Annotated in this window: 19 protein-coding genes; 14 read left to right on the forward strand and 5 right to left on the reverse strand. The window is 66.3% G+C overall.

All coding sequences use genetic code 11. The features are described 5' to 3' along the window. Positions 1–299: 299 nt before the first annotated feature. A complete protein-coding gene (locus HW466_RS23915; protein ID WP_151005517.1) occupies positions 300–1,076 on the reverse strand; it encodes an enoyl-CoA hydratase in 777 nt (258 codons plus the stop codon). 129 nt (positions 1,077–1,205) lie between these two features. Here HW466_RS23915 and paaN point away from each other — a divergent pair, with 129 nt between their 5' ends. The 5 genes from paaN to paaK all read left to right on the forward strand — a co-directional run bounded on the left by paaN (position 1,206) and on the right by paaK (position 6,829). Further along, entirely contained in the window at positions 1,206–2,912 is a 1,707-nt protein-coding gene (paaN, locus tag HW466_RS23920; RefSeq protein WP_151005519.1) for a phenylacetic acid degradation protein PaaN, read from the forward strand. Positions 2,913–2,999: 87 nt separating this feature from the next. Beyond that, complete coding sequence (gene pcaF, locus HW466_RS23925) at positions 3,000–4,202, forward strand: 3-oxoadipyl-CoA thiolase (RefSeq protein ID WP_151005521.1); 1,203 nt, start codon at positions 3,000–3,002, stop codon at positions 4,200–4,202. A 45-nt stretch (positions 4,203–4,247) separates the two neighbouring features. Beyond that, positions 4,248–5,039: a 2-(1,2-epoxy-1,2-dihydrophenyl)acetyl-CoA isomerase PaaG gene (paaG, locus tag HW466_RS23930; RefSeq protein WP_059771565.1), complete on the forward strand. Its 792-nt coding sequence runs from the start codon at positions 4,248–4,250 to the stop codon at positions 5,037–5,039. A gap of 1 nt (position 5,040) precedes the next feature. Further along, positions 5,041–5,493: a hydroxyphenylacetyl-CoA thioesterase PaaI gene (gene paaI, locus HW466_RS23935; protein ID WP_059545100.1), complete on the forward strand. Its 453-nt coding sequence runs from the start codon at positions 5,041–5,043 to the stop codon at positions 5,491–5,493. A 37-nt stretch (positions 5,494–5,530) separates the two neighbouring features. After that, entirely contained in the window at positions 5,531–6,829 is a 1,299-nt protein-coding gene (gene paaK / locus HW466_RS23940; protein WP_151005523.1) for a phenylacetate--CoA ligase PaaK, read from the forward strand. 131 nt (positions 6,830–6,960) lie between these two features. On the opposite strand, the gene mltA is transcribed toward paaK, so the two are convergent. Continuing rightward, positions 6,961–8,085, reverse strand: a complete 1,125-nt coding sequence (gene mltA / locus HW466_RS23945) for a murein transglycosylase A (RefSeq protein ID WP_230939795.1) — start codon at positions 8,083–8,085, stop codon at positions 6,961–6,963. A gap of 28 nt (positions 8,086–8,113) precedes the next feature. On the opposite strand from mltA, the gene HW466_RS31940 reads away from it, so the two are divergent. Beyond that, on the forward strand, positions 8,114–8,257 hold the full coding sequence (locus tag HW466_RS31940) for a hypothetical protein (protein WP_230938212.1): 144 nt from the start codon (positions 8,114–8,116) through the stop codon (positions 8,255–8,257). 14 nt (positions 8,258–8,271) lie between these two features. Here the strand turns inward: HW466_RS31940 and apaG are convergent, their stop codons facing one another. Continuing rightward, entirely contained in the window at positions 8,272–8,646 is a 375-nt protein-coding gene (gene apaG / locus HW466_RS23950) for a Co2+/Mg2+ efflux protein ApaG (RefSeq protein ID WP_057924835.1), read from the reverse strand. A gap of 177 nt (positions 8,647–8,823) precedes the next feature. Here apaG and rpe point away from each other — a divergent pair, with 177 nt between their 5' ends. From rpe to HW466_RS23990, 8 genes are all read left to right on the forward strand, one after another. Then, positions 8,824–9,510: a ribulose-phosphate 3-epimerase gene (rpe, locus tag HW466_RS23955; RefSeq protein WP_151005756.1), complete on the forward strand. Its 687-nt coding sequence runs from the start codon at positions 8,824–8,826 to the stop codon at positions 9,508–9,510. Between the two features lie 4 nt (positions 9,511–9,514). Next, positions 9,515–10,270 carry a phosphoglycolate phosphatase gene (locus tag HW466_RS23960; RefSeq protein ID WP_151005758.1) on the forward strand — a complete coding sequence of 252 codons (756 nt, stop codon included), beginning with the start codon at positions 9,515–9,517 and terminating at the stop codon, positions 10,268–10,270. A gap of 358 nt (positions 10,271–10,628) precedes the next feature. Then, positions 10,629–12,122: an anthranilate synthase component I gene (gene trpE, locus HW466_RS23965; protein WP_059449739.1), complete on the forward strand. Its 1,494-nt coding sequence runs from the start codon at positions 10,629–10,631 to the stop codon at positions 12,120–12,122. Between the two features lie 13 nt (positions 12,123–12,135). Continuing rightward, positions 12,136–12,735: an aminodeoxychorismate/anthranilate synthase component II gene (locus tag HW466_RS23970; RefSeq protein ID WP_059504726.1), complete on the forward strand. Its 600-nt coding sequence runs from the start codon at positions 12,136–12,138 to the stop codon at positions 12,733–12,735. A gap of 13 nt (positions 12,736–12,748) precedes the next feature. Further along, on the forward strand, positions 12,749–13,780 hold the full coding sequence (gene trpD / locus HW466_RS23975; RefSeq protein ID WP_059545097.1) for an anthranilate phosphoribosyltransferase: 1,032 nt from the start codon (positions 12,749–12,751) through the stop codon (positions 13,778–13,780). Between the two features lie 29 nt (positions 13,781–13,809). Beyond that, positions 13,810–14,595: an indole-3-glycerol phosphate synthase TrpC gene (gene trpC / locus HW466_RS23980; protein WP_059449742.1), complete on the forward strand. Its 786-nt coding sequence runs from the start codon at positions 13,810–13,812 to the stop codon at positions 14,593–14,595. Continuing rightward, positions 14,595–15,221 (forward strand): CYTH domain-containing protein, encoded by a 627-nt coding sequence (locus HW466_RS23985; protein ID WP_059449743.1) that lies wholly within the window; start codon positions 14,595–14,597, stop codon positions 15,219–15,221. Before trpC ends, HW466_RS23985 begins: the two co-directional genes overlap by 1 nt. Before the next feature lie 13 nt (positions 15,222–15,234). Continuing rightward, positions 15,235–16,155: a uracil-DNA glycosylase gene (locus tag HW466_RS23990; protein ID WP_174905644.1), complete on the forward strand. Its 921-nt coding sequence runs from the start codon at positions 15,235–15,237 to the stop codon at positions 16,153–16,155. Positions 16,156–16,274: 119 nt separating this feature from the next. Here the strand turns inward: HW466_RS23990 and HW466_RS23995 are convergent, their stop codons facing one another. Both HW466_RS23995 and HW466_RS24000 read right to left on the reverse strand, forming a co-directional pair. After that, positions 16,275–16,871, reverse strand: a complete 597-nt coding sequence (locus HW466_RS23995) for an FMN-dependent NADH-azoreductase (RefSeq protein WP_059449745.1) — start codon at positions 16,869–16,871, stop codon at positions 16,275–16,277. A 147-nt stretch (positions 16,872–17,018) separates the two neighbouring features. Further along, positions 17,019–18,818 carry a M61 family metallopeptidase gene (locus HW466_RS24000; RefSeq protein WP_174905645.1) on the reverse strand — a complete coding sequence of 600 codons (1,800 nt, stop codon included), beginning with the start codon at positions 18,816–18,818 and terminating at the stop codon, positions 17,019–17,021. Positions 18,819–18,878: the final 60 nt, after the last annotated feature.

The following is an 18,878-nucleotide window of genomic DNA, read 5'->3' on the forward strand; positions in this document are numbered from 1 at the left end:
GCGAGATTATGAACCGCGTTTCTCGGTTCGTCAACAACTTTTTGAACTGCTTCGTTGCGACGACCGGGGTTCAACTTCGTGTGCGCCGGCGGCTCTACAGCCAGCCCAACCGCACCGCTTCCCTTATTTCCCCGCGCCGCGTTGCCGTTAGCGCGAAAGAGGCGTGATTCTATGCACCCGCCCCCGTCTCCGCAAGCCCCTTGTGAAAATATTTTGAAAAGCCCCCGTGCGCTGCCGCGCACGGGGGCTTCGGGCTCGGCGCACCGGACGATCTACCGACTAGCCAGTCGCCGCCCAAATCAGCGGTTCTTGAACACCGGCTTGCGCTTTTCGACGAATGCCGCCATCCCTTCCTTCTGATCTTCGGTCGCGAACAGCGAATGGAACAGTCGACGCTCGAAATGCACACCCTCGGCCAGCGTCGTCTCGTAGGCGCGATTCACCGACTCCTTGACCATCATGATCGCCGGCAGCGAAAACTCGGCGATCGTCGTCGCAGCGGCAATCGCTTCGTCAAGCAGTTTGTCGGCCGGCAGCACGCGCGACACGAGCCCCGCCCGCTCCGCCTCGGCTGCGTCCATGAAGCGCGCCGTCAGGCACATGTCCATCGCCTTCGCCTTGGACACAGCACGCGGCAGGCGCTGCGTGCCGCCCGCGCCCGGCATCACGCCCAGCTTGATCTCGGGCTGGCCGAACTTGGCCGTATCCGCCGCGAAGATGATGTCGCACATCATCGCGAGCTCGCAGCCACCGCCAAGCGCAAAGCCAGCCACGGCAGCAATGATCGGCTTGCGAATCTCGCGGACGGTCTCCCAGTTGCGCGTGATGTAGTCGCCGCGATAGACATCCATATAGGAATAGGTCGCCATCATGCCGATGTCGGCCCCGGCCGCGAACGCCTTCTCGCTTCCCGTCACGACGATCGCGCCGATTCCGTCGTCCGCGTCGAACGCTTTCAGCGAAGCGCCCAACTCATCCATCAGCGCATCGTTCAACGCATTCAGCGCCTTCGGACGGTTCAGCGTGATCAGCCCGACTCGCCCCCGGGTCTCCACCAGGATGTTCTCGTAAGACATCTATTTCTCCTCGATCAATGAAATGAGAAACGCCTCGCACATGCGAATAGTTTGATGCTACCATTCTCCGACCAACCGGTCGGTTAATTAATCGATCCAACCCTTCCCTATGTCCATCAGGCTGCCGTCATGACCCATGCACTGTTCACGAAGCACGAAGACACGCTGAAACACGCCCTCGCCGCCATCGAGAGCCGCGGGTACTGGAGCCCGTTCGCGGAAATGCCGAGCCCCAAAGTGTACGGGGAAAGCGCGAACGCAGATGGCGAAGCGGCGTTCAACGCACACCTCGGCAACACGTTCGCGCTCGACCAGCCGGCCTCCGGCGGAACCGTCGGTGCGGAGCAGTCGCCGTACGGGATCGCGCTGGGCGTCCGCTATCCGAAATCGACGCCCGACGAACTGATTGCCGCAGCCGCCGCTGCCCAGCGTGCATGGCGTGAAGCCGGCCCGAGCGCCTGGATTGGCGTCAGTCTCGAAATCCTCGCACGGCTGAATCGCGCGAGCTTCGAGATCGCCTACAGCGTGATGCACACGACGGGCCAGGCGTTCATGATGGCGTTCCAGGCCGGGGGCCCGCACGCGCAGGATCGAGCGCTCGAAGCGGTCGCCTACGCGTGGGCCGAATTGCGTCGCGTCCCCGCCGACGCACACTGGGAGAAGCCGCAAGGCAAGAACCCGCCGCTCGCGATGCACAAGCGCTATACGATCGTTCCGCGCGGCACCGGCCTCGTGCTCGGCTGCTGCACATTCCCGACCTGGAACGGCTATCCCGGCCTGTTCGCCGACCTCGCGACCGGCAACACGGTGATCGTCAAACCTCATCCGGGCGCGATCCTGCCGCTCGCGATCACGGTCCGCATTGCGCGCGACGTGCTGCGCGAAGCCGGCTTCGATCCGAACGTCGTTACGCTCCTCGCGACCGAACCGAACGACGGCGCCCTCGTGCAGGACCTCGCGCTGCGCCCTGAAATCAAGCTGATCGACTTCACCGGCAGCACGCAAAACGGCACGTGGCTCGAACGCAATGCGCATCAGGCACAGGTGTATACCGAAAAGGCCGGCGTCAACCAGATCGTGATCGATTCGACCGACGACCTGAAGGCCGCGGCCAAGAACATCGCGTTCTCGCTGGCGCTGTACTCCGGCCAGATGTGCACGGCACCGCAGAACATCTACGTGCCGCGCGACGGCATCCGGACGGCGGACGGCCATGCAAGCTTCGACGAAGTCGCCCAGGCGATCGCCGTCTCCGTGCAGAAACTGACCGGCGACCCGGCTCGCTCGGTCGAACTGATCGGCGCAATCCAGAACGACGGCGTGGCCGCGCGGATCGACGACGCCCGCAAGCTCGGTCGTGCGCTCGCCGACAGCCAGACGCTCCAGCATCCGACGTTCGCCAATGCCCGAGTGCGCACGCCGCTCGTGCTGCAGCTCGACGTGGCCGATCGCGCGAAATTCACGCAGGAGTGGTTCGGCCCGATCTCGTTCGTGATCGCGACCGACTCGACCGCGCAGTCGCTCGATCTCGCCGGCGAAATCGCCGCGGAACATGGCGCGCTGACGCTCTCCGTCTACAGCACCGACGACAAGGTTCTCGACGCCGCACACGATGCGGCGGTGCGAGGCGGCGTCGCGCTGTCGATCAACCTGACGGGCGGCGTGTTCGTCAACCAGTCGGCGGCATTCTCCGACTTCCACGGCACCGGCGCGAACCCGGCCGCCAATGCGGCGCTCGCCGATCCGGCGTTCGTCGCCAGCCGGTTCCGCGTGGTGCAAAGCCGCGTTCATGTTGCGCCGAAGGCCGTACCCGTGGAAGCCGGCCAGACGGCATAACCCGAATGGCCGACGTGCAAACGCCGTCGCATTCTTTACCATGAACGAATCCGCCAACCGGCGGGTTCGTTGCACATCGACACTTCCATGAACGACGCCTACATCTGCGACGCGATTCGCACACCCATCGGCCGCTACGGCGGCGCCCTGAAAGACGTTCGTGCCGACGATCTCGGCGCGGTGCCGCTCAAGGCGCTGATCGAACGCAACCGCAACGTCGACTGGTCGGCGATCGACGACGTGATCTACGGCTGCGCGAACCAGGCGGGCGAAGACAACCGCAACGTCGCGCGCATGTCCGCATTGCTCGCGGGCCTGCCGACAGTCGTGCCGGGCACGACGCTGAACCGGCTGTGCGGTTCCGGCATGGACGCCGTCGGCACCGCCGCACGCGCGATCAAGGCGGGCGAAGCACGCTTGATGATCGCGGGCGGCGTCGAAAGCATGACGCGCGCGCCGTTCGTGATGGGCAAGGCCACCAGCGCATTCGCGCGCCAGGCCGCCATTTTCGACACGACGATCGGCTGGCGCTTCGTCAATCCGCTGATGAAACAGCAATACGGCGTCGATTCGATGCCCGAGACGGCCGAGAACGTCGCGGACGACTACAACATCAGCCGTGCCGACCAAGATCTGTTCGCGCTGCGCAGCCAGCAGAAGGCTGCGCGCGCGCAGCAGGACGGCACGCTCGCCGAGGAAATCGTCCCGGTCACGATTCCGCAGAAGAAGGGCGACGCGCTCGTCGTATCGCGTGACGAGCATCCGCGCGAAACGTCGCTCGAAGCGCTCGCGAAGCTGAAGGGCGTCGTGCGCCCGGACGGATCGGTGACGGCCGGCAACGCGTCGGGCGTCAACGATGGCGCATGCGCGCTGCTGCTCGCCAATGCGGAAGCGGCCGACCAATACGGGCTGCGCCGCCGCGCACGCGTCGTCGGCATGGCGACCGCCGGCGTCGAACCGCGCGTGATGGGAATGGGCCCGGCGCCGGCCACGCAAAAACTGCTGCGCCAGCTCGGCATGACGATCGACCAGTTCGACGTAATCGAGCTGAACGAAGCGTTCGCGTCGCAGGGTCTCGCGGTGTTGCGCATGCTCGGTATCGCCGACGACGATCCGCGCGTGAACCCGAACGGCGGTGCGATCGCGCTCGGTCACCCGCTCGGCGCATCGGGCGCGCGCCTCGTGACCACGGCGCTTCACCAACTCGAGCGTACGGGCGGCCGCTTTGCGCTCTGTACGATGTGCATCGGCGTCGGCCAGGGCATCGCGATCGCCATCGAGCGCGTGTAACCGACGCGCCGCGCGCCTATAACGAAGTCATGAAGGAGACACTGCATGTCATATGAGGCGATCCAGCTGGATATCGATCAGACTGCCCGCGTGGCCACGATCACCCTCAACCGTCCGGACAAGCTGAACAGCTTCACGCGGGCGATGCATCGCGAACTGCAGTCTGCCCTCGATGAAGTCGAGACGGCCGGCGCACGTGCGCTGATCCTGACCGGTGCGGGGCGCGGCTTTTGCGCAGGCCAGGACCTCGCCGACCTCGACTTCACGCCCGGCGCGTCCACCGACCTCGGCACGCTGATCGACGAGCATTTCAATCCGCTGATCCGTCGCCTGCAACGCATGCCGATTCCGGTGATCGCCGCCGTCAACGGCACGGCGGCCGGCGCCGGCGCGAATCTCGCACTCGCCTGCGACCTCGTCTTCGCTGCACGCTCGAGCAGCTTCATCCAGGCCTTCGTCAAGATCGGGCTCGTGCCCGATTCGGGCGGAACGTGGTTCCTGCCGCAACGCATCGGCATGGCACGCGCGCTGGGGCTCGCGCTGACCGGCGACAAGCTCGGCGCCGAACAGGCCGAACAATGGGGCTTGATCTGGCGCGCGGTCGACGACGACAAGCTCGCCGCGTCCGCCCGTGAGCTCGCCAGCCAGCTCGCGCAGCAACCGACGCTCGCGATCGCGTCGATCAAGCAGTCGATGCGCGACAGCGTCACGAATACGCTCGATCAACAGCTCGACCTCGAGCGCGACCTGCAGCGCAAGCTCGGCCAGTCACACGACTATGCGGAAGGCGTGAAGGCGTTCATCGAGAAGCGCGCCCCGCGCTTCGAGGGGCGTTGACATGACCACGTCCAACGACATGCTCGACCCCGATGCGCTCGCCCGTGCGACTGCACGGGCCATGTACGACGCGGATGCCTGCAGCCGCGCGTTCGGCATGGAAATCGCGGAAGTGCGGGCCGGCTATGCGCGCCTGCAAATGCGCGTCCGGCCGGAATTCCTGAACGGACATCAGACTTGCCACGGCGGCATCATCTTCACGCTCGCCGATTCGACGTTCGCGTTCGCGTGTAACTCGTACAACCTGAATACCGTTGCGGCCGGCTGCTCGATCGAATACCTGCGTCCCGTACACGGCAACGACTTGCTGACGGCCGAAGCGATCGAGCAGACGCGCAGCGGCCGACACGGGATCTACGACATCCGCGTCACGAACCAGACAGGCGAAACGGTCGCGATGTTTCGGGGCAAATCGGCCCAGATCAAGGGCACGGTGCTGCCCGAAGAACATTGACGTCACGGCTCGCTCATAACAATCACAGGAGACAGGCATGACTACCCCGCTACCGCTCGAGCCGATCGAGACCGCCTCGCGCGACGAGCTGACCGCACTGCAGCTCGAACGCCTGAAGTGGTCGCTCCGGCACGCGTACGACCATTCACCCGTCTATCGCCGCAAATTCGACGAAGCGGGCGTACATCCCGACGACCTGAAGACGCTCGCGGATCTTTCACGCTTCCCGTTCACGACCAAGACCGACCTGCGCGACAGTTACCCGTTCGGAATGTTCGCGGTGCCGCAGGACCAGATCTCGCGCATTCATGCGTCGTCGGGCACGACCGGCAAGCCGACCGTCGTCGGCTATACGGCACGCGACATCGACACGTGGGCCAATCTCGTCGCGCGCTCGATCCGCGCGGCCGGTGCGCGGCGCGGCGACAAGGTTCACGTCAGTTATGGATACGGGCTGTTTACCGGCGGGCTCGGCGCACACTACGGCGCCGAACGCGCGGGGCTGACCGTGATTCCGTTCGGCGGTGGGCAGACCGAAAAGCAGGTGCAGCTGATCCAGGATTTCCGGCCCGACATCATCATGGTGACGCCGAGTTACATGCTGTCGATCGCCGACGAGATCGAGCGCCAGGGCCTCGATCCCGCACAAAGTTCGCTGCGCATCGGCATCTTCGGCGCGGAGCCGTGGACCAACGACATGCGCACGGCCATCGAGCAGCGGATGGGCATCGATGCGGTCGACATCTATGGGTTGTCCGAAGTGATGGGGCCCGGCGTTGCATCGGAATGCGTCGAGACCAAGGACGGCCCGACCATCTGGGAAGATTACTTCTATCCGGAGATCATCGATCCCGACACCGGCGAAGTGTTGCCTGACGGCGAACTCGGCGAACTGGTGTTCACGTCGTTGACGAAGGAAGCGCTGCCGATCATCCGCTACCGGACGCGCGACCTCACGCGTCTGCTGCCCGGCACCGCCCGCACGATGCGCCGGATGGAAAAGATCACCGGGCGTTCGGACGACATGATGATCGTGCGTGGCGTCAACGTCTTCCCGACGCAGATCGAGGAGCAGCTGCTGAAACAGCGCGCACTCGCACCGCACTATCAGATCGTGCTGACGAAGGAAGGCCCGCTCGACGTGCTGACGCTCAACGTCGAGCCGTGTCCGGAAACGGCGCCCGACACGGCGGCGATCCATGCAGCCAGGCAGGCGCTCGCGCACGACATCAAGTCATTGATCGGCGTGACGGCCGTCATCAACGTGTTGCCCGTGAACGGAATCGAACGCTCGGTCGGCAAGGCGCGCCGCGTGATCGACAAGCGCAAGGGCTGATACCCGCCACTGCCCGACCGCCGCGAGCAACAACATCGGCCGCACAAAAAAACAGCCCGACCGGCCAACGACACCGGTCGGGCTGCTTCATTTGAGCGCCGGTCAAACTTGAACACCGGCGCCACTGCACGTCACGAATTCGGGAACAGCAGCCACATCCGGCCGATCTGCTTCATCCGTCCGGCCAGGTCGCCCGCTTCGTCGCCCAGCCCCCAGAAATAGTCGGCCCGCACGCCGCCCTTGATCGCGGAACCCGTGTCCTGTGCGAACACGAGCCGGTTCATCGGCGTATTGGTCAGCGGCCGCGTCGTCTGCAGGAACACGGGCGTGCCGAGCGGAATCGACGACGGATCGACCGCGATCGAGCGCTCCGCCGTGAGCGGCACTCCGAGTGCGCCGATCGGGCCGTCCGCGCCGCCGTGCGGCGCGTCTTCCTTCGTCGGCATGTCGCGGAAAAACACGAATCGCGGATTCGTGTCGAGCAACGCATCGACGCGAGTCGGGTTCGCCTTCGCCCAAGCCTTGATGCCCTGCATCGTCGCCTGCGCGGGCGTCAGCTCGCCGCGATCGAGCAGCCACTTGCCGATCGAGCGATACGGCTGGTTGTTGGTGCCGCCGAAGCCGACCCGCATCACCGAACCGTCGTCAAGCAGCACGCGCCCCGAACCCTGCACCTGCAGAAAGAATGCCTCGATCGGATCGTCGACCCACACGAGTTCGTTGCCGTTCAGGATGCCGGCCCGCTCGAGCTGCGCACGCGGGGGCAGCGCCGCACCGGCGCGATAGCCGGCCGGCCAGCGGTACAGCGCGTACTGGTAAGGACCGCGACGCACGCGCGAGCCGTGCAGCAACGGCTCGTAATAACCGGTCACGAGCCCGTCGAGCGTGCCGTCGGTGTTCGCCAGCTGAAACGGCGTGAAATACGTTTCGAAGAACGCGCGCGCGCTGCTGACGTCGAGCTCGTCGAGGCGGTCGGCGGCAGCGCAGGCACGCTGCCACGCCGGCTGGCGCGCGAGCCGCACGCAGTTCTGCCGCAGCGCGGCCGTCGCACCGATCAGCGAATCGTCCTGCCACCCCGGCACCTGCTGCCACGCGACCGGCGTGAGCCGCTTCGCGGCCACCTGTCCCGGCACGATCGCCGCGCCGGTCGGCGGCTTGAGTGCCGACGTCCGCGTCGGCGCGCCGCCGCACGCGGCAAGCAGCACGGCCGTCGCGGCGGCCGCAACCCAGCCGGCCGCCCGGGGCCCAAACCACATACAATGTCCGTTCTTGATGGAAACCGCCATGTCAGATTTTCTCGACCAATATCCGATGCTCATCTTCGCGCTCGAGGCTTTCGTAGCGCTTGCCCTGCTTGTCTTCATCGTCGTGTGGACGTCGTCCGGCCGGAAGAAGCACGCGCGCGGCAACGACCGACAGCCACGCTGACCGACAGCGCACGCTCAATGCAGCGTGCGAGGCATGTGCAGCGCGAACTCGTCGACCGGCGCGTCGAACCGCTCGCCGTCCTCCGCCACGCAGAAGTACGCGCCGCGCATCGTGCCGACCGGTGTCGCGATCACGGCCCAGCTCGTGTATTCGAACTGTTCGCCCGGCTGCAGCAGCGGCTGGTGCCCGACGACGCCGAGCCCCTTCACTTCCTGCACGTGATTTTCGCTGTCCGTGATGATCCAGTGACGCGCGATCAGCTGCGCCGCGACCTGCCCGGTGTTGCGGATGGTCAGCGTGTACGCGAATGCGTATTGACGCCGATCGGGGTCGGATTGTTCCGGCAAGTAGCTGGTTTTCACCGAAACGGTGAACTGATACTGACTCATGGTGTTTCCACTGTAGGTAACCGCCCGCGCCGACTGAAGCGGCCGGGCCGCGGGCGCGCCGCACTGGTTCGGCATTCTATTCGGAATCGGGCCGCAACCGCACGGCCCGTCGCCGCGAACCGGGCTGCCGGACGGTAGAATGGCGGTTTTGCGCCGCAGCGTCCCCGCTCCCCTGTCATGACTCAATTCCGCATCGCTCCCAGCATCCTGTCGGCCGACTTTGCACGGCTCGGCGAAGAAGTCCGCAACGTGGTCGCCGCCGGCGCCGACTGGATTCACTTCGACGTGATGGACAACCATTATGTGCCGAACCTCACGATCGGCCCGCTCGTCTGCGAGGCGATCCGCCCGCACGTGCAGGTGCCGATCGACGTGCATCTGATGGTGCGTCCGGTCGACCGGATCGTGCCCGATTTCGCGAAGGCCGGCGCGAACCTGATCAGCTTCCACACGGAAGGCTCGGATCACATCGACCGTACGCTGTCGCTGATCCGCGATCACGGCTGCAAGGCCGGCCTCGTGTTCAACCCGGCGACGCCGCTGAACTATCTCGATCACGTGATGGATCGCCTCGACTTCGTGCTGCTGATGTCGGTGAACCCGGGTTTCGGCGGCCAGTCGTTCATTCCGGAAACGCTGAACAAGCTGCGCGAAGCGCGCGCCCGCATCGACGCATACACGGAACGCACCGGCCGCGAAATCCTGCTCGAGGTGGACGGCGGCGTGAAGGCCGACAACATCGCGGAAATCGCGGCGGCCGGTGCGGACACCTTCGTCGCGGGTTCGGCGATCTTCGGCAAGCCCGACTACCGCAAGGTGATCGACGAGATGCGCGCAGCACTCGCCACCGTCGAGCGGAGCTGACGCCGTGGCCGAATCCTCGCTGGCTGGACCGGTATCGGCCGGAGCCGACGGCCCGATCCGTTTCGGGATGCCGCGCATCGACGCGGCACTGATCGACCTCGACGGCACGATGGTCGACACGGCCGACGATTTCACGGCCGGGCTGAACGGAATGCTCGCGCGGCTGGGCGCACCGGCCACGTCGCGCGACGAGGTGATCGGCTACGTCGGCAAGGGTTCCGAACACCTGATCCAGAGCGTGCTGAAGCCGCGCTTCACGGCCGATGAGGCGCACGCGCGCTTCGACGACGCGCTCGCGATCTACCAGACCGAATACGCCAAGATCAACGGGCGCCACACACGCCTCTATCCGGACGTCGCAACCGGCCTCGACGCACTGCGCGCGGCCGGCGTCCGGCTCGCGTGCGTGACGAACAAGCCGCACCGCTTCGCGGTCGAGCTGCTCGAGCAATACGGGCTGATCGATCGCTTCGGCATCGTGCTCGGGGGCGACAGCGTCGCGCGCAAGAAGCCCGATCCGCTGCCGATGCTGACCGCATGCGACGCGCTGGGCGTCGCGCCGGGCGCGGCGGTCGCGATCGGCGACTCGGAAAACGACGCGCTGGCCGGCCGCGCGGCGGGAATGGCGACGCTGACGGTGCCGTACGGCTACAACCACGGCAAAGCTATACAAACGATAAATTCGGATGGTATAGTCGATTCGTTGCTGGTCGCGGCCCGCGCGATTACCGCGCACAACGCCGGCCGGCCAACCATCTGATTATTTCTTCCATCCGCATGTTTCTGAATAAAAAACGGAGTCTGAGCAGCATCGACCGGGGAGCCTGGCCCTGGCGTCGCTGGTCGCGCTAACCTCTTCGATGAGGTACGCTGAGGCACGTCTTCAGCGCCGTTTTTTATCTCGCTGCGCATCCGCGCGCCGATCGTCGCACCACCTCGAGTTCTACCGCGTCCGAATGCTTGCGTTCAGGGCCGGCCGCAGGCTCGCGACGTTCACGCCCGGAGTGCCGGCCGGCAACAGGCACTTCTCGATCGACCGCCCTTTCGCCGACGGCAGCCCGCGCAGCGTCAAGTGATCCCTGGCGCACTCCGCCGCTCGTCCCGAACAGGACCGGAACATGACCGAACTCGAATTCCAATCGCTGGCGAACGAAGGCTACAACCGCATCCCGCTGATCGCGGAAGCGCTCGCCGACCTCGAAACGCCGCTGTCCCTCTATCTGAAGCTGGCCCAGCCTGAACGCGCGGGCGCCAACTCGTTCCTGCTAGAGTCGGTGGTCGGCGGCGAACGCTTCGGCCGCTACTCGTTCATTGGCCTGCCCGCTCGCACGCTGGTGCGCACCCGCAACGGCGTGTCCGAAGTGGTGCGCGACGGCCAGGTCGTCGAGACGCACGACGGCGACCCGTTCGAATTCATCGAGTCGTTCCAGGCGCGCTTCAAGGTCGCGCAGCGTCCGGGCCTGCCGCGCTTCTGCGGCGGCCTCGCCGGCTATTTCGGCTACGACGCGGTGCGCTACATCGAGAAGAAGCTCGCGAACACCGCGCCGCGCGACGATCTCGGCCTGCCGGACATCCAGTTGCTGCTCACCGAGGAAGTCGCGGTGATCGACAACCTCGCCGGCAAGCTCTACCTGATCATCTACGCTGACCCGGCCCAGCCCGAAGCCTATACGAAGGCAAAGCAGCGCCTGCGCGAACTGAAGCAGCGCCTGCGCACGACCGTGCAGCCGCCCGTGACGTCGGCGAGCGTGCGCACCGAAACGTTCCGCGAATTCAAGAAGGAAGACTATCTGGCCGCCGTGCGCCAGGCGAAGGAATACATCGCGGCCGGCGAGCTGATGCAGATCCAGGTCGGCCAGCGGCTGACGAAGCCTTACCGCGACAATCCGCTGTCGCTGTATCGCGCGCTGCGTTCGCTGAACCCGTCGCCGTACATGTATTACTACAACTTCGGCGATTTCCATGTGGTCGGCGCGTCGCCGGAAATCCTGGTGCGCCAGGAAAAGCGCGGCGAAGACCAGATCGTCACGATTCGTCCGCTGGCCGGCACGCGTCCGCGCGGCAACACGCCCGAGCGCGACGCGGAACTCGCGACCGAACTGCTGAACGATCCGAAGGAAATCGCCGAGCACGTGATGCTGATCGACCTCGCGCGCAACGACGTCGGCCGCATCGCGGAGATCGGCTCGGTGCAGGTGACCGACAAGATGGTGATCGAGAAGTACTCGCACGTGCAGCACATCGTCAGCTCGGTCGAAGGCAAGCTGAAGCCCGGCATGACGAACTACGACGTGCTGCGCGCGACGTTCCCGGCCGGCACGCTGTCCGGCGCGCCGAAGGTGCGCGCGATGGAGCTGATCGACGAGCTCGAGCCGATCAAGCGCGGACTGTACGGCGGTGCGGTGGGCTACCTGTCGTTCTCGGGCGAGATGGATCTCGCGATCGCGATCCGCACCGGCCTGATCCACAACGGCAACCTGTACGTGCAGGCGGCGGCCGGCGTCGTCGCGGACTCGGTGCCCGAATCCGAATGGCAAGAGACCGAGAACAAGGCGCGCGCGGTGCTGCGTGCGGCCGAACAGGTCCAGGACGGCCTCGATAGCGACTTCTGACCGGAGACTGACCATGCTGCTCATGATCGACAACTACGACTCGTTCACCTACAACCTGGTCCAGTACTTCGGCGAACTGGGCGAGGACGTGCGCACGTACCGCAACGATGAAATCACGCTCGACGAGATCGCGCGCCTGAACCCCGACACGATCTGCCTGTCGCCCGGCCCGAGCAACCCGCAGCACGCGGGCATCACGCTCGACGTGCTGCGCGAATTCGCGGGCAAGAAGCCGATCCTCGGCGTGTGCCTCGGCCATCAGGCGATCGGCGAAGCGTTCGGCGGCCGCGTCGTGCGCGCGAAGACCATCATGCACGGCAAGGTGAGCCGGATCGAAACCGACTGCCGCGGCGTGTTCGCCGACCTGCCGAAGCATTTCGACGTCACCCGCTACCATTCGCTCGCGATCGAACGCGAATCGCTGCCCGACTGCCTGGAGGTGTCCGCGTGGACCGACGACGGCGAAATCATGGGCGTGCGTCACAAGACGCTGCCGATCGAGGGCGTGCAGTTCCACCCGGAATCGATCCTCTCCGAGCACGGCCACGCGCTGCTCGAGAATTTCCTGAAGCAGAATCGTGCAACGGCCCGCGCGGCCGCGCAGCCGGCCTGACGGGAGACGCACGATGACGATTACCCCGCAGGAAGCGCTGCAACGCACGATCGAGCACCGCGAGATCTTCCACGACGAAATGCTGCACCTGATGCGGCTCATCATGCGCGGCGACATGTCGCCGGTGATGGCGGCCGCGATCATCACCGGGCTGCGCGTGAAGAAGGAGACGATCGGCGAGATCGCCGCCGCCGCGACCGTGATGCGCGAATTCGCGAACCACGTCGACGTGCAGGACAACTCGAATTTCGTCGACATCGTCGGCACGGGCGGCGACGGCTCGCACACGTTCAACATCTCGACCGCGTCGATGTTCGTCACGGCGGCAGCCGGTGCGAAGGTCGCGAAGCACGGCAACCGCGGCGTGTCGAGCAAGTCGGGCAGCGCGGACGTGCTCGAAGCGCTCGGCGTGAACATCGACCTGCAGCCCGACCAGGTTGCCGCGTCGATCGCCGAAACCGGCATGGGCTTCATGTTCGCGCCGAACCATCATCCGGCGATGAAGAACATCGCGGCCGTGCGCCGCGAGCTCGGCGTGCGGACGATCTTCAACATTCTCGGCCCGCTGACCAATCCGGCCGGCGCGCCGAACCAGCTGATGGGCGTGTTCCACCCTGACCTCGTCGGCATCCAGGTGCGCGTGATGCAGCGCCTCGGCGCGCAGCACGTGCTGGTCGTGTACGGCAAGGACGGAATGGACGAAGTCTCGCTCGGCGCCGCGACGCTCGTCGGCGAATTGCGCGACGGCAAGGTGCACGAATACGAGATCCATCCGGAGGACTTCGGCCTGCAGATGGTGTCGAACCGCACGCTGAAGGTGGAAAATGCCGAGGAATCGCGCACGATGCTGCTCGGCGCGCTGGACAACCAGCCGGGCGTCGCCCGCGAGATCGTCACGCTGAACGCGGGCACCGCGCTCTATGCGGCCAATATCGCCGAATCGATCGCGGACGGCATCCAGCTCGCCCGCGAAGCGATCGCCAGCGGCAAGGCGCGCGCGAAGGTCGACGAACTCGTGCGCTTCACGCAGCAGTTCAAGCGCTGACTCCCCTTTCGAATCAAGCAGGAATCCACATGAGCGACATTCTCGATCGAATCATCGCCGTCAAGCGCGAAGAAGTCGCGGCGGCCATGCGCAGCACGCCGCTCGAGGCACTGAAACTGGAAGCGTCCGCGCGCGACCTGCGCGACTTCGTCGGCGCGCTGCGCGCGAAGCAGGCGGCCGGCAATGCGGCGGTGATCGCCGAAGTGAAGAAGGCAAGCCCGTCGAAGGGCGTGCTGCGCGAGCATTTCGTACCGGCCGACATCGCGCGCTCGTATGCGGCCCACGGCGCGGCCTGCCTGTCGGTGCTGACCGACGAGCAATTCTTCCAGGGCAGCGTCCGCTATCTCGAGGAAGCGCGCGCGGCCTGCACGCTGCCGGTGCTGCGCAAGGACTTCATCGTCGACGCGTACCAGATCCTCGAAGCGCGCGCGATGGGCGCCGATGCGATCCTGCTGATCGCGGCCGCGCTCGACACGCCGCTGATGCAGGAACTCGAGGCCTATGCGCACTCGCTCGGCCTCGCGGTGCTGGTCGAAGTTCACGACCGCAACGAGATGGAGCAGGCGCTGACGCTGAAGACGCCGCTGCTCGGCATCAACAACCGCAACCTGCGCACGTTCGAGACGACGATCCAGACCACGCTCGGCATGCTCGACATGATTCCGGCGGACCGCATGGTCGTGACCGAGTCGGGCATCCTGTCGCGTGCCGACGTCGACACGATGCGCGCGGCGAACGTGAACGCGTTCCTCGTCGGCGAGGCGTTCATGCGCGCCGACCAGCCGGGCGAGGAACTCGCGCGGATGTTCTTCTGATGGCGATCGAAAAGGAAATCAAGCTCGCGCTGCCGGCCGGCCAGGCCGATGCGGCGCGACGCTTTTTCGAGACGCTGACCGGCGAAGCCGGCGACGTCATCGCGCTCGCGAACGTCTACTACGACACGCCCGATCTCGCGCTGGCCCGTTCGAAGAGCGCGGTGCGCGTGCGCCGCACGCCGCACGGCTGGCTGCAGACCTTCAAGACGGTCGGCAGCGCGGACGCCGGCCTGCATCGGCGCCATGAATGGGAGCTGCCCGTCGCCGGCGATGCGCTCGAAATCGATGCGCTCGTCACCGCATGCGACGTGCCGGAAGCCGCCACCGCGCTGCGCGACGCGGCGCCCGCGCTGCATGCGCTGTTCCGGACGGATTTTTCGCGTACGCTGTGGCGCATCGCAATCGGCGGCGCGACCGTCGAGGCCGCGGTGGACGTCGGCGAGATCGTCGTGCAGGCGGAAAACGATACGCGCCGCGAACCGATCAGCGAAATCGAACTCGAATTGATCGACGGCCCGGAAGCGGCGCTCGCGACACTCGCCGCCGAACTGCAGCAGGCGCTGCCGGGCCTCGCTCCCGAAAACATCAGCAAGGCGCAGCGCGGCTACCGGCTGCGTGCGCAATAAACCCGCATCACGCATGGCAACCCGCAAGACTCTTCGCACGCCGCAACAGGCGTCGCTGTTCGACGATCCCGTGCCGGAAACGGCGCAGGACGACGTTTCCGCCCCGGCGCCCGCGCCCGCGCCCGCCGCGGCCGGGCGCAAGCCTGCACGAAAAGCTGCGGCGACCGCCCCGGCGTCTTCCGCGCCGCAGCCGGCAGTCGCGCCCCCCCCGCAGGTCCCGCATCTTGCCGCGCAGTTCGACGCGCTGCCGGCCGTCTGGCGCGACGTGCTGAAACCCTTCACCGACAGCGACGCATACGCACCGCTGTGCCGCTTCGTCGACGACGAGCGCGCGGCCGGCAAGACGGTCTACCCGACCGACGTGTTCCGCGCGCTGCGCCTGACGAGCCCGGACGACGTGAAGGTCGTGATTCTCGGCCAGGACCCGTACCATGGCGACGATCGCGGCACGCCGCAGGCGCATGGCCTCGCATTTTCAGTGCCGCCGGCCGTGCGCACGCCGCCGTCGCTGCGCAACATCTTCAAGGAAATCGCCGCGAACTTCGGCCACGACACGCCGCGTCACGGCTGCCTCGATAGCTGGGCACGCCAGGGCGTGCTGTTGCTGAACACCGTGCTGACGGTCGAGCGCGGCGCGGCCGCGAGCCACGCGAAGCGCGGCTGGGAGCAGTGCACGGACACGCTGATCCGCGAACTCGCCAACCGCCATCGCGGGCTCGTGTTCATGCTGTGGGGCGCGCATGCGCAGGCCAAGCGCGCACTATTCGATGCGAGCGCGCACTGCGTGCTCGAGGCGCCGCATCCGTCGCCGCTGTCCGCGCACCGCGGCTTCCTCGGTTGCCGTCACTTCGCGCTCGCGAACGACTATCTGGTCGAAGCGGGCCGCGAGCCGATCGACTGGCGCCTGCCGGAAGTCGCCGAAACGCTCGCGTAACCGCCGTTCAGCGTTTCGCGCTCACGTCGGGCTGCACCACGCAAAAACGCCGCGCCTCTTTCGGGGCGCGGCGTTTTTTCGTCGGGTGACGCAGCGGGTGCGACTCACCCGCATCGGCGTTACGCGGCAGCGATCGCTTCGCGGGCGCCGGCGAGCGCGGCGCTTTGCGCATCGGGCCCGAGGTTCAGGCCTTCCGCATGGATGAAGCTCACGTCGGTCAAACCGATGAAGCCGAGGAACGTGCGCAGGAACGGCGTCTGGCTGTCGTTCGGCGTGCCGAGGTACTTGCCGCCGCGCGCCGTGACCACGTGAACCTTCTTGCCCTTGATCAGGCCTTCCGGGCCGTTCTCGGTGTAGCGGAACGTGACGCCTGCACGCGCGATCCAGTCGAAATACGTCTTCAGTTGCGACGACACACCGAAGTTGTACATCGGCGCGCCGATCACGATGATGTCGGCGGCCTGCAGTTCGGCGATCAGTGCATCGCTCTTCGCGACGATCGCATTCTGTTCCGCGCTGCGCTGGTCGGCCGGCGTGAAGAATGCGCCGAGCACCGATTCGTCGAGGTGCGGCAGCGCGTCGGCCAGCAGATCGCGAACCACGACCTTCGCGCCCGGGTTCGATTGTTGCAGCTTTGCCGTCAGCTCGTTGGCCAGCAGCGTGGATTGCGCACCTTGCGAGCGCGCCGCGGAATTGATTTGCAGAATGGTCGTCATGTCAGGCTCCGGTTTGGTTGCGCTTCGGTAGCGCGAGTGACGCCATTGTGCGTGGCCGCATGATCGCGAAAAAGCGGGTTCCGGGCGACGGATTGTTGCAACAGCAGAACGATCGTCGATCGCGCCCCGAAACCCGCCCGTGCATGCTCAGCCCTTCAGCCAGGCTTCGCGGGCCTTGTGCGCGGCAGCCGGCTTCGCGGCCGCCGTGAGCCGGTAGCGCGCGACTTCCGGCCCGTCGAGCTTCAGTTTCGCGGTCCGCAGCTCGTCGCGGCGGAATGCGTGCACTTCGACCTTGTCGCCCGGGCGATAGCGCGCGAGCAGCGTGTCGAGATTCGTGCCGGTGACGCGCAGCCCGTCGAGCGCGATCAGCGTGTCGCCGGCCGACAGCCCCGCACGGTGCGCGCCGCCGCCTTCGTACACCGCCGCCAGCGTGCAGTCCGCACCGCCGCGCAGGCGCGCGCCGATCGTCGGCTTCGCGGCAGCGCCAGGTGCGACTTCAGGCGCGAGCGTCACGCCGAACGGCGCGAGCAGCTCGGCGAGCGGCAGGTCGCGCGTGCCGTGCACGGCGTCGGCGAACAGCCGGCCGAGCGCGACGCCCGTCGCTTCCTCGATCAGCGTCTCGACCTCGTCCTCCTCGACGCCCGCCTGCTTGCCGCGATAGAACTCGCGACCGTAGCGTTGCCACAGCAAGCGCATCACGTCGTCGAGCGACTTGCGGTTGCGCGTCTGTGCCCGAATCGCGAGATCGAACGCGAGCGCGACGAGCGAACCCTTCGTGTAGTAGCTGACGATCGCGTTGGTCGCGTTCTCGTCCTGACGGTAGTACTTGATCCACGCGTCGAACGAGCTTTCCGCGACGCTCTGCTTCAGCCGCCCGGTGCCGCGCAGCACGCCGCCGATGGTGCGGCCGAGCGCCGCGAAATATTCGTCCTGCGACATCAGCCCGCAGCGCACGAGCATCAGGTCGTCGTAGTACGACGTGAAGCCCTCGAACAGCCACAACAGCGACGTGTAGTTTTCGCGCGCGAGGTCGTACGGCACGAACGCGGCCGGCTTGATGCGCTTCACGTTCCACGTATGGAAATACTCGTGGCTGCACAGGCCGAGGTACGTGCGATAGCCTTCCGTCGTTTCCGGCCGGCCCTTCACCGGCAGGTCGGTGCGGTTGCAGATCAGCGCGGTCGACGCACGATGCTCGAGACCGCCGTAGCCGTCGCTCACGGCGAGCGTCATGAACACGTAGCGGTCCATCGGCGCTTTCTTCGATTTCGGCTCGAACAGCGCGATCTGCGCGTCGCATACGCGCTTCAGATCGACGCGCAGGCGCTCCATGTCGAGCTGCGTCACGCGCCCGGCGATCACGATGTCGTGCGGCACGCCGTGCGCGTCGAACGTCGCCAGCGCGAATTCGCCGATCGTCACCGGATGATCGGCGAGTTCGTCGTAGTTCGATGCCCGATATGCACCGAAGCCGTAGCGCCTCGTGCCGCGCGCCTCGGGCAGCGACGTGCCGACGCGCCACGTGCGGAACGCCGCGCCCGCCGGCTTCGCGATGTCGACTTCGCACGGCGCATCCTCGCGGCCGGCGACGCTCAGGAACACGGCCGTGGCATTGAAGAAGCCGCCCGATTCGTCGAGATACGCGGAGCGGACCGACAGGTCCCACGCGTACACGTCGTAGCGCAGCGTCAGCGCGCCGCTCACCGGCGCGGCGCGCCACGTGTTCTTGTCGGTTTTCGCGACCCGCACCTTGCGGCCGGCGTCGTTGAACGCGGCGAGCGTCACGATGTTGCGCGCGAACTCGCGCACGAGGTAGCTGCCCGGAATCCACACCGGCAGCGAGAAGTGCTGGCCTTCGGGATCGGGATCGGCGACCGTCACCGACACTTCGAACAGGTGCGCGGCAAGATCTTTCGGGGCAATCGAATAACGGATCGGCTGGGTCATCGCGGAAATGGGTAGAAAATCGGACGAAACTTGGACGAAATGCGGCGAGCGGAAACGAAG

Source organism: Burkholderia territorii (assembly GCF_902833055.1).
GTDB lineage: Bacteria > Pseudomonadota > Gammaproteobacteria > Burkholderiales > Burkholderiaceae > Burkholderia > Burkholderia territorii.

Bases quoted from the DNA above. Each gene is read 5' to 3' on its own strand.
- HW466_RS23915 (WP_151005517.1), bottom strand. From the start codon at position 1,076: ATGTCTTACGAGAACATCCTGGTGGAGACCCGGGGGCGAGTCGGGCTG.
- paaN (WP_151005519.1), top strand. From the start codon at position 1,206: ATGACCCATGCACTGTTCACGAAGCACGAAGACACGCTGAAACACGCC.
- pcaF (WP_151005521.1), top strand. From the start codon at position 3,000: ATGAACGACGCCTACATCTGCGACGCGATTCGCACACCCATCGGCCGC.
- paaG (WP_059771565.1), top strand. From the start codon at position 4,248: ATGTCATATGAGGCGATCCAGCTGGATATCGATCAGACTGCCCGCGTG.
- paaI (WP_059545100.1), top strand. From the start codon at position 5,041: ATGACCACGTCCAACGACATGCTCGACCCCGATGCGCTCGCCCGTGCG.
- paaK (WP_151005523.1), top strand. From the start codon at position 5,531: ATGACTACCCCGCTACCGCTCGAGCCGATCGAGACCGCCTCGCGCGAC.
- mltA (WP_230939795.1), bottom strand. From the start codon at position 8,085: ATGTGGTTTGGGCCCCGGGCGGCCGGCTGGGTTGCGGCCGCCGCGACG.
- HW466_RS31940 (WP_230938212.1), top strand. From the start codon at position 8,114: ATGTCAGATTTTCTCGACCAATATCCGATGCTCATCTTCGCGCTCGAG.
- apaG (WP_057924835.1), bottom strand. From the start codon at position 8,646: ATGAGTCAGTATCAGTTCACCGTTTCGGTGAAAACCAGCTACTTGCCG.
- rpe (WP_151005756.1), top strand. From the start codon at position 8,824: ATGACTCAATTCCGCATCGCTCCCAGCATCCTGTCGGCCGACTTTGCA.
- trpE (WP_059449739.1), top strand. From the start codon at position 10,629: ATGACCGAACTCGAATTCCAATCGCTGGCGAACGAAGGCTACAACCGC.
- HW466_RS23970 (WP_059504726.1), top strand. From the start codon at position 12,136: ATGCTGCTCATGATCGACAACTACGACTCGTTCACCTACAACCTGGTC.
- trpD (WP_059545097.1), top strand. From the start codon at position 12,749: ATGACGATTACCCCGCAGGAAGCGCTGCAACGCACGATCGAGCACCGC.
- trpC (WP_059449742.1), top strand. From the start codon at position 13,810: ATGAGCGACATTCTCGATCGAATCATCGCCGTCAAGCGCGAAGAAGTC.
- HW466_RS23985 (WP_059449743.1), top strand. From the start codon at position 14,595: ATGGCGATCGAAAAGGAAATCAAGCTCGCGCTGCCGGCCGGCCAGGCC.
- HW466_RS23990 (WP_174905644.1), top strand. From the start codon at position 15,235: ATGGCAACCCGCAAGACTCTTCGCACGCCGCAACAGGCGTCGCTGTTC.
- HW466_RS23995 (WP_059449745.1), bottom strand. From the start codon at position 16,871: ATGACGACCATTCTGCAAATCAATTCCGCGGCGCGCTCGCAAGGTGCG.
- HW466_RS24000 (WP_174905645.1), bottom strand. From the start codon at position 18,818: ATGACCCAGCCGATCCGTTATTCGATTGCCCCGAAAGATCTTGCCGCG.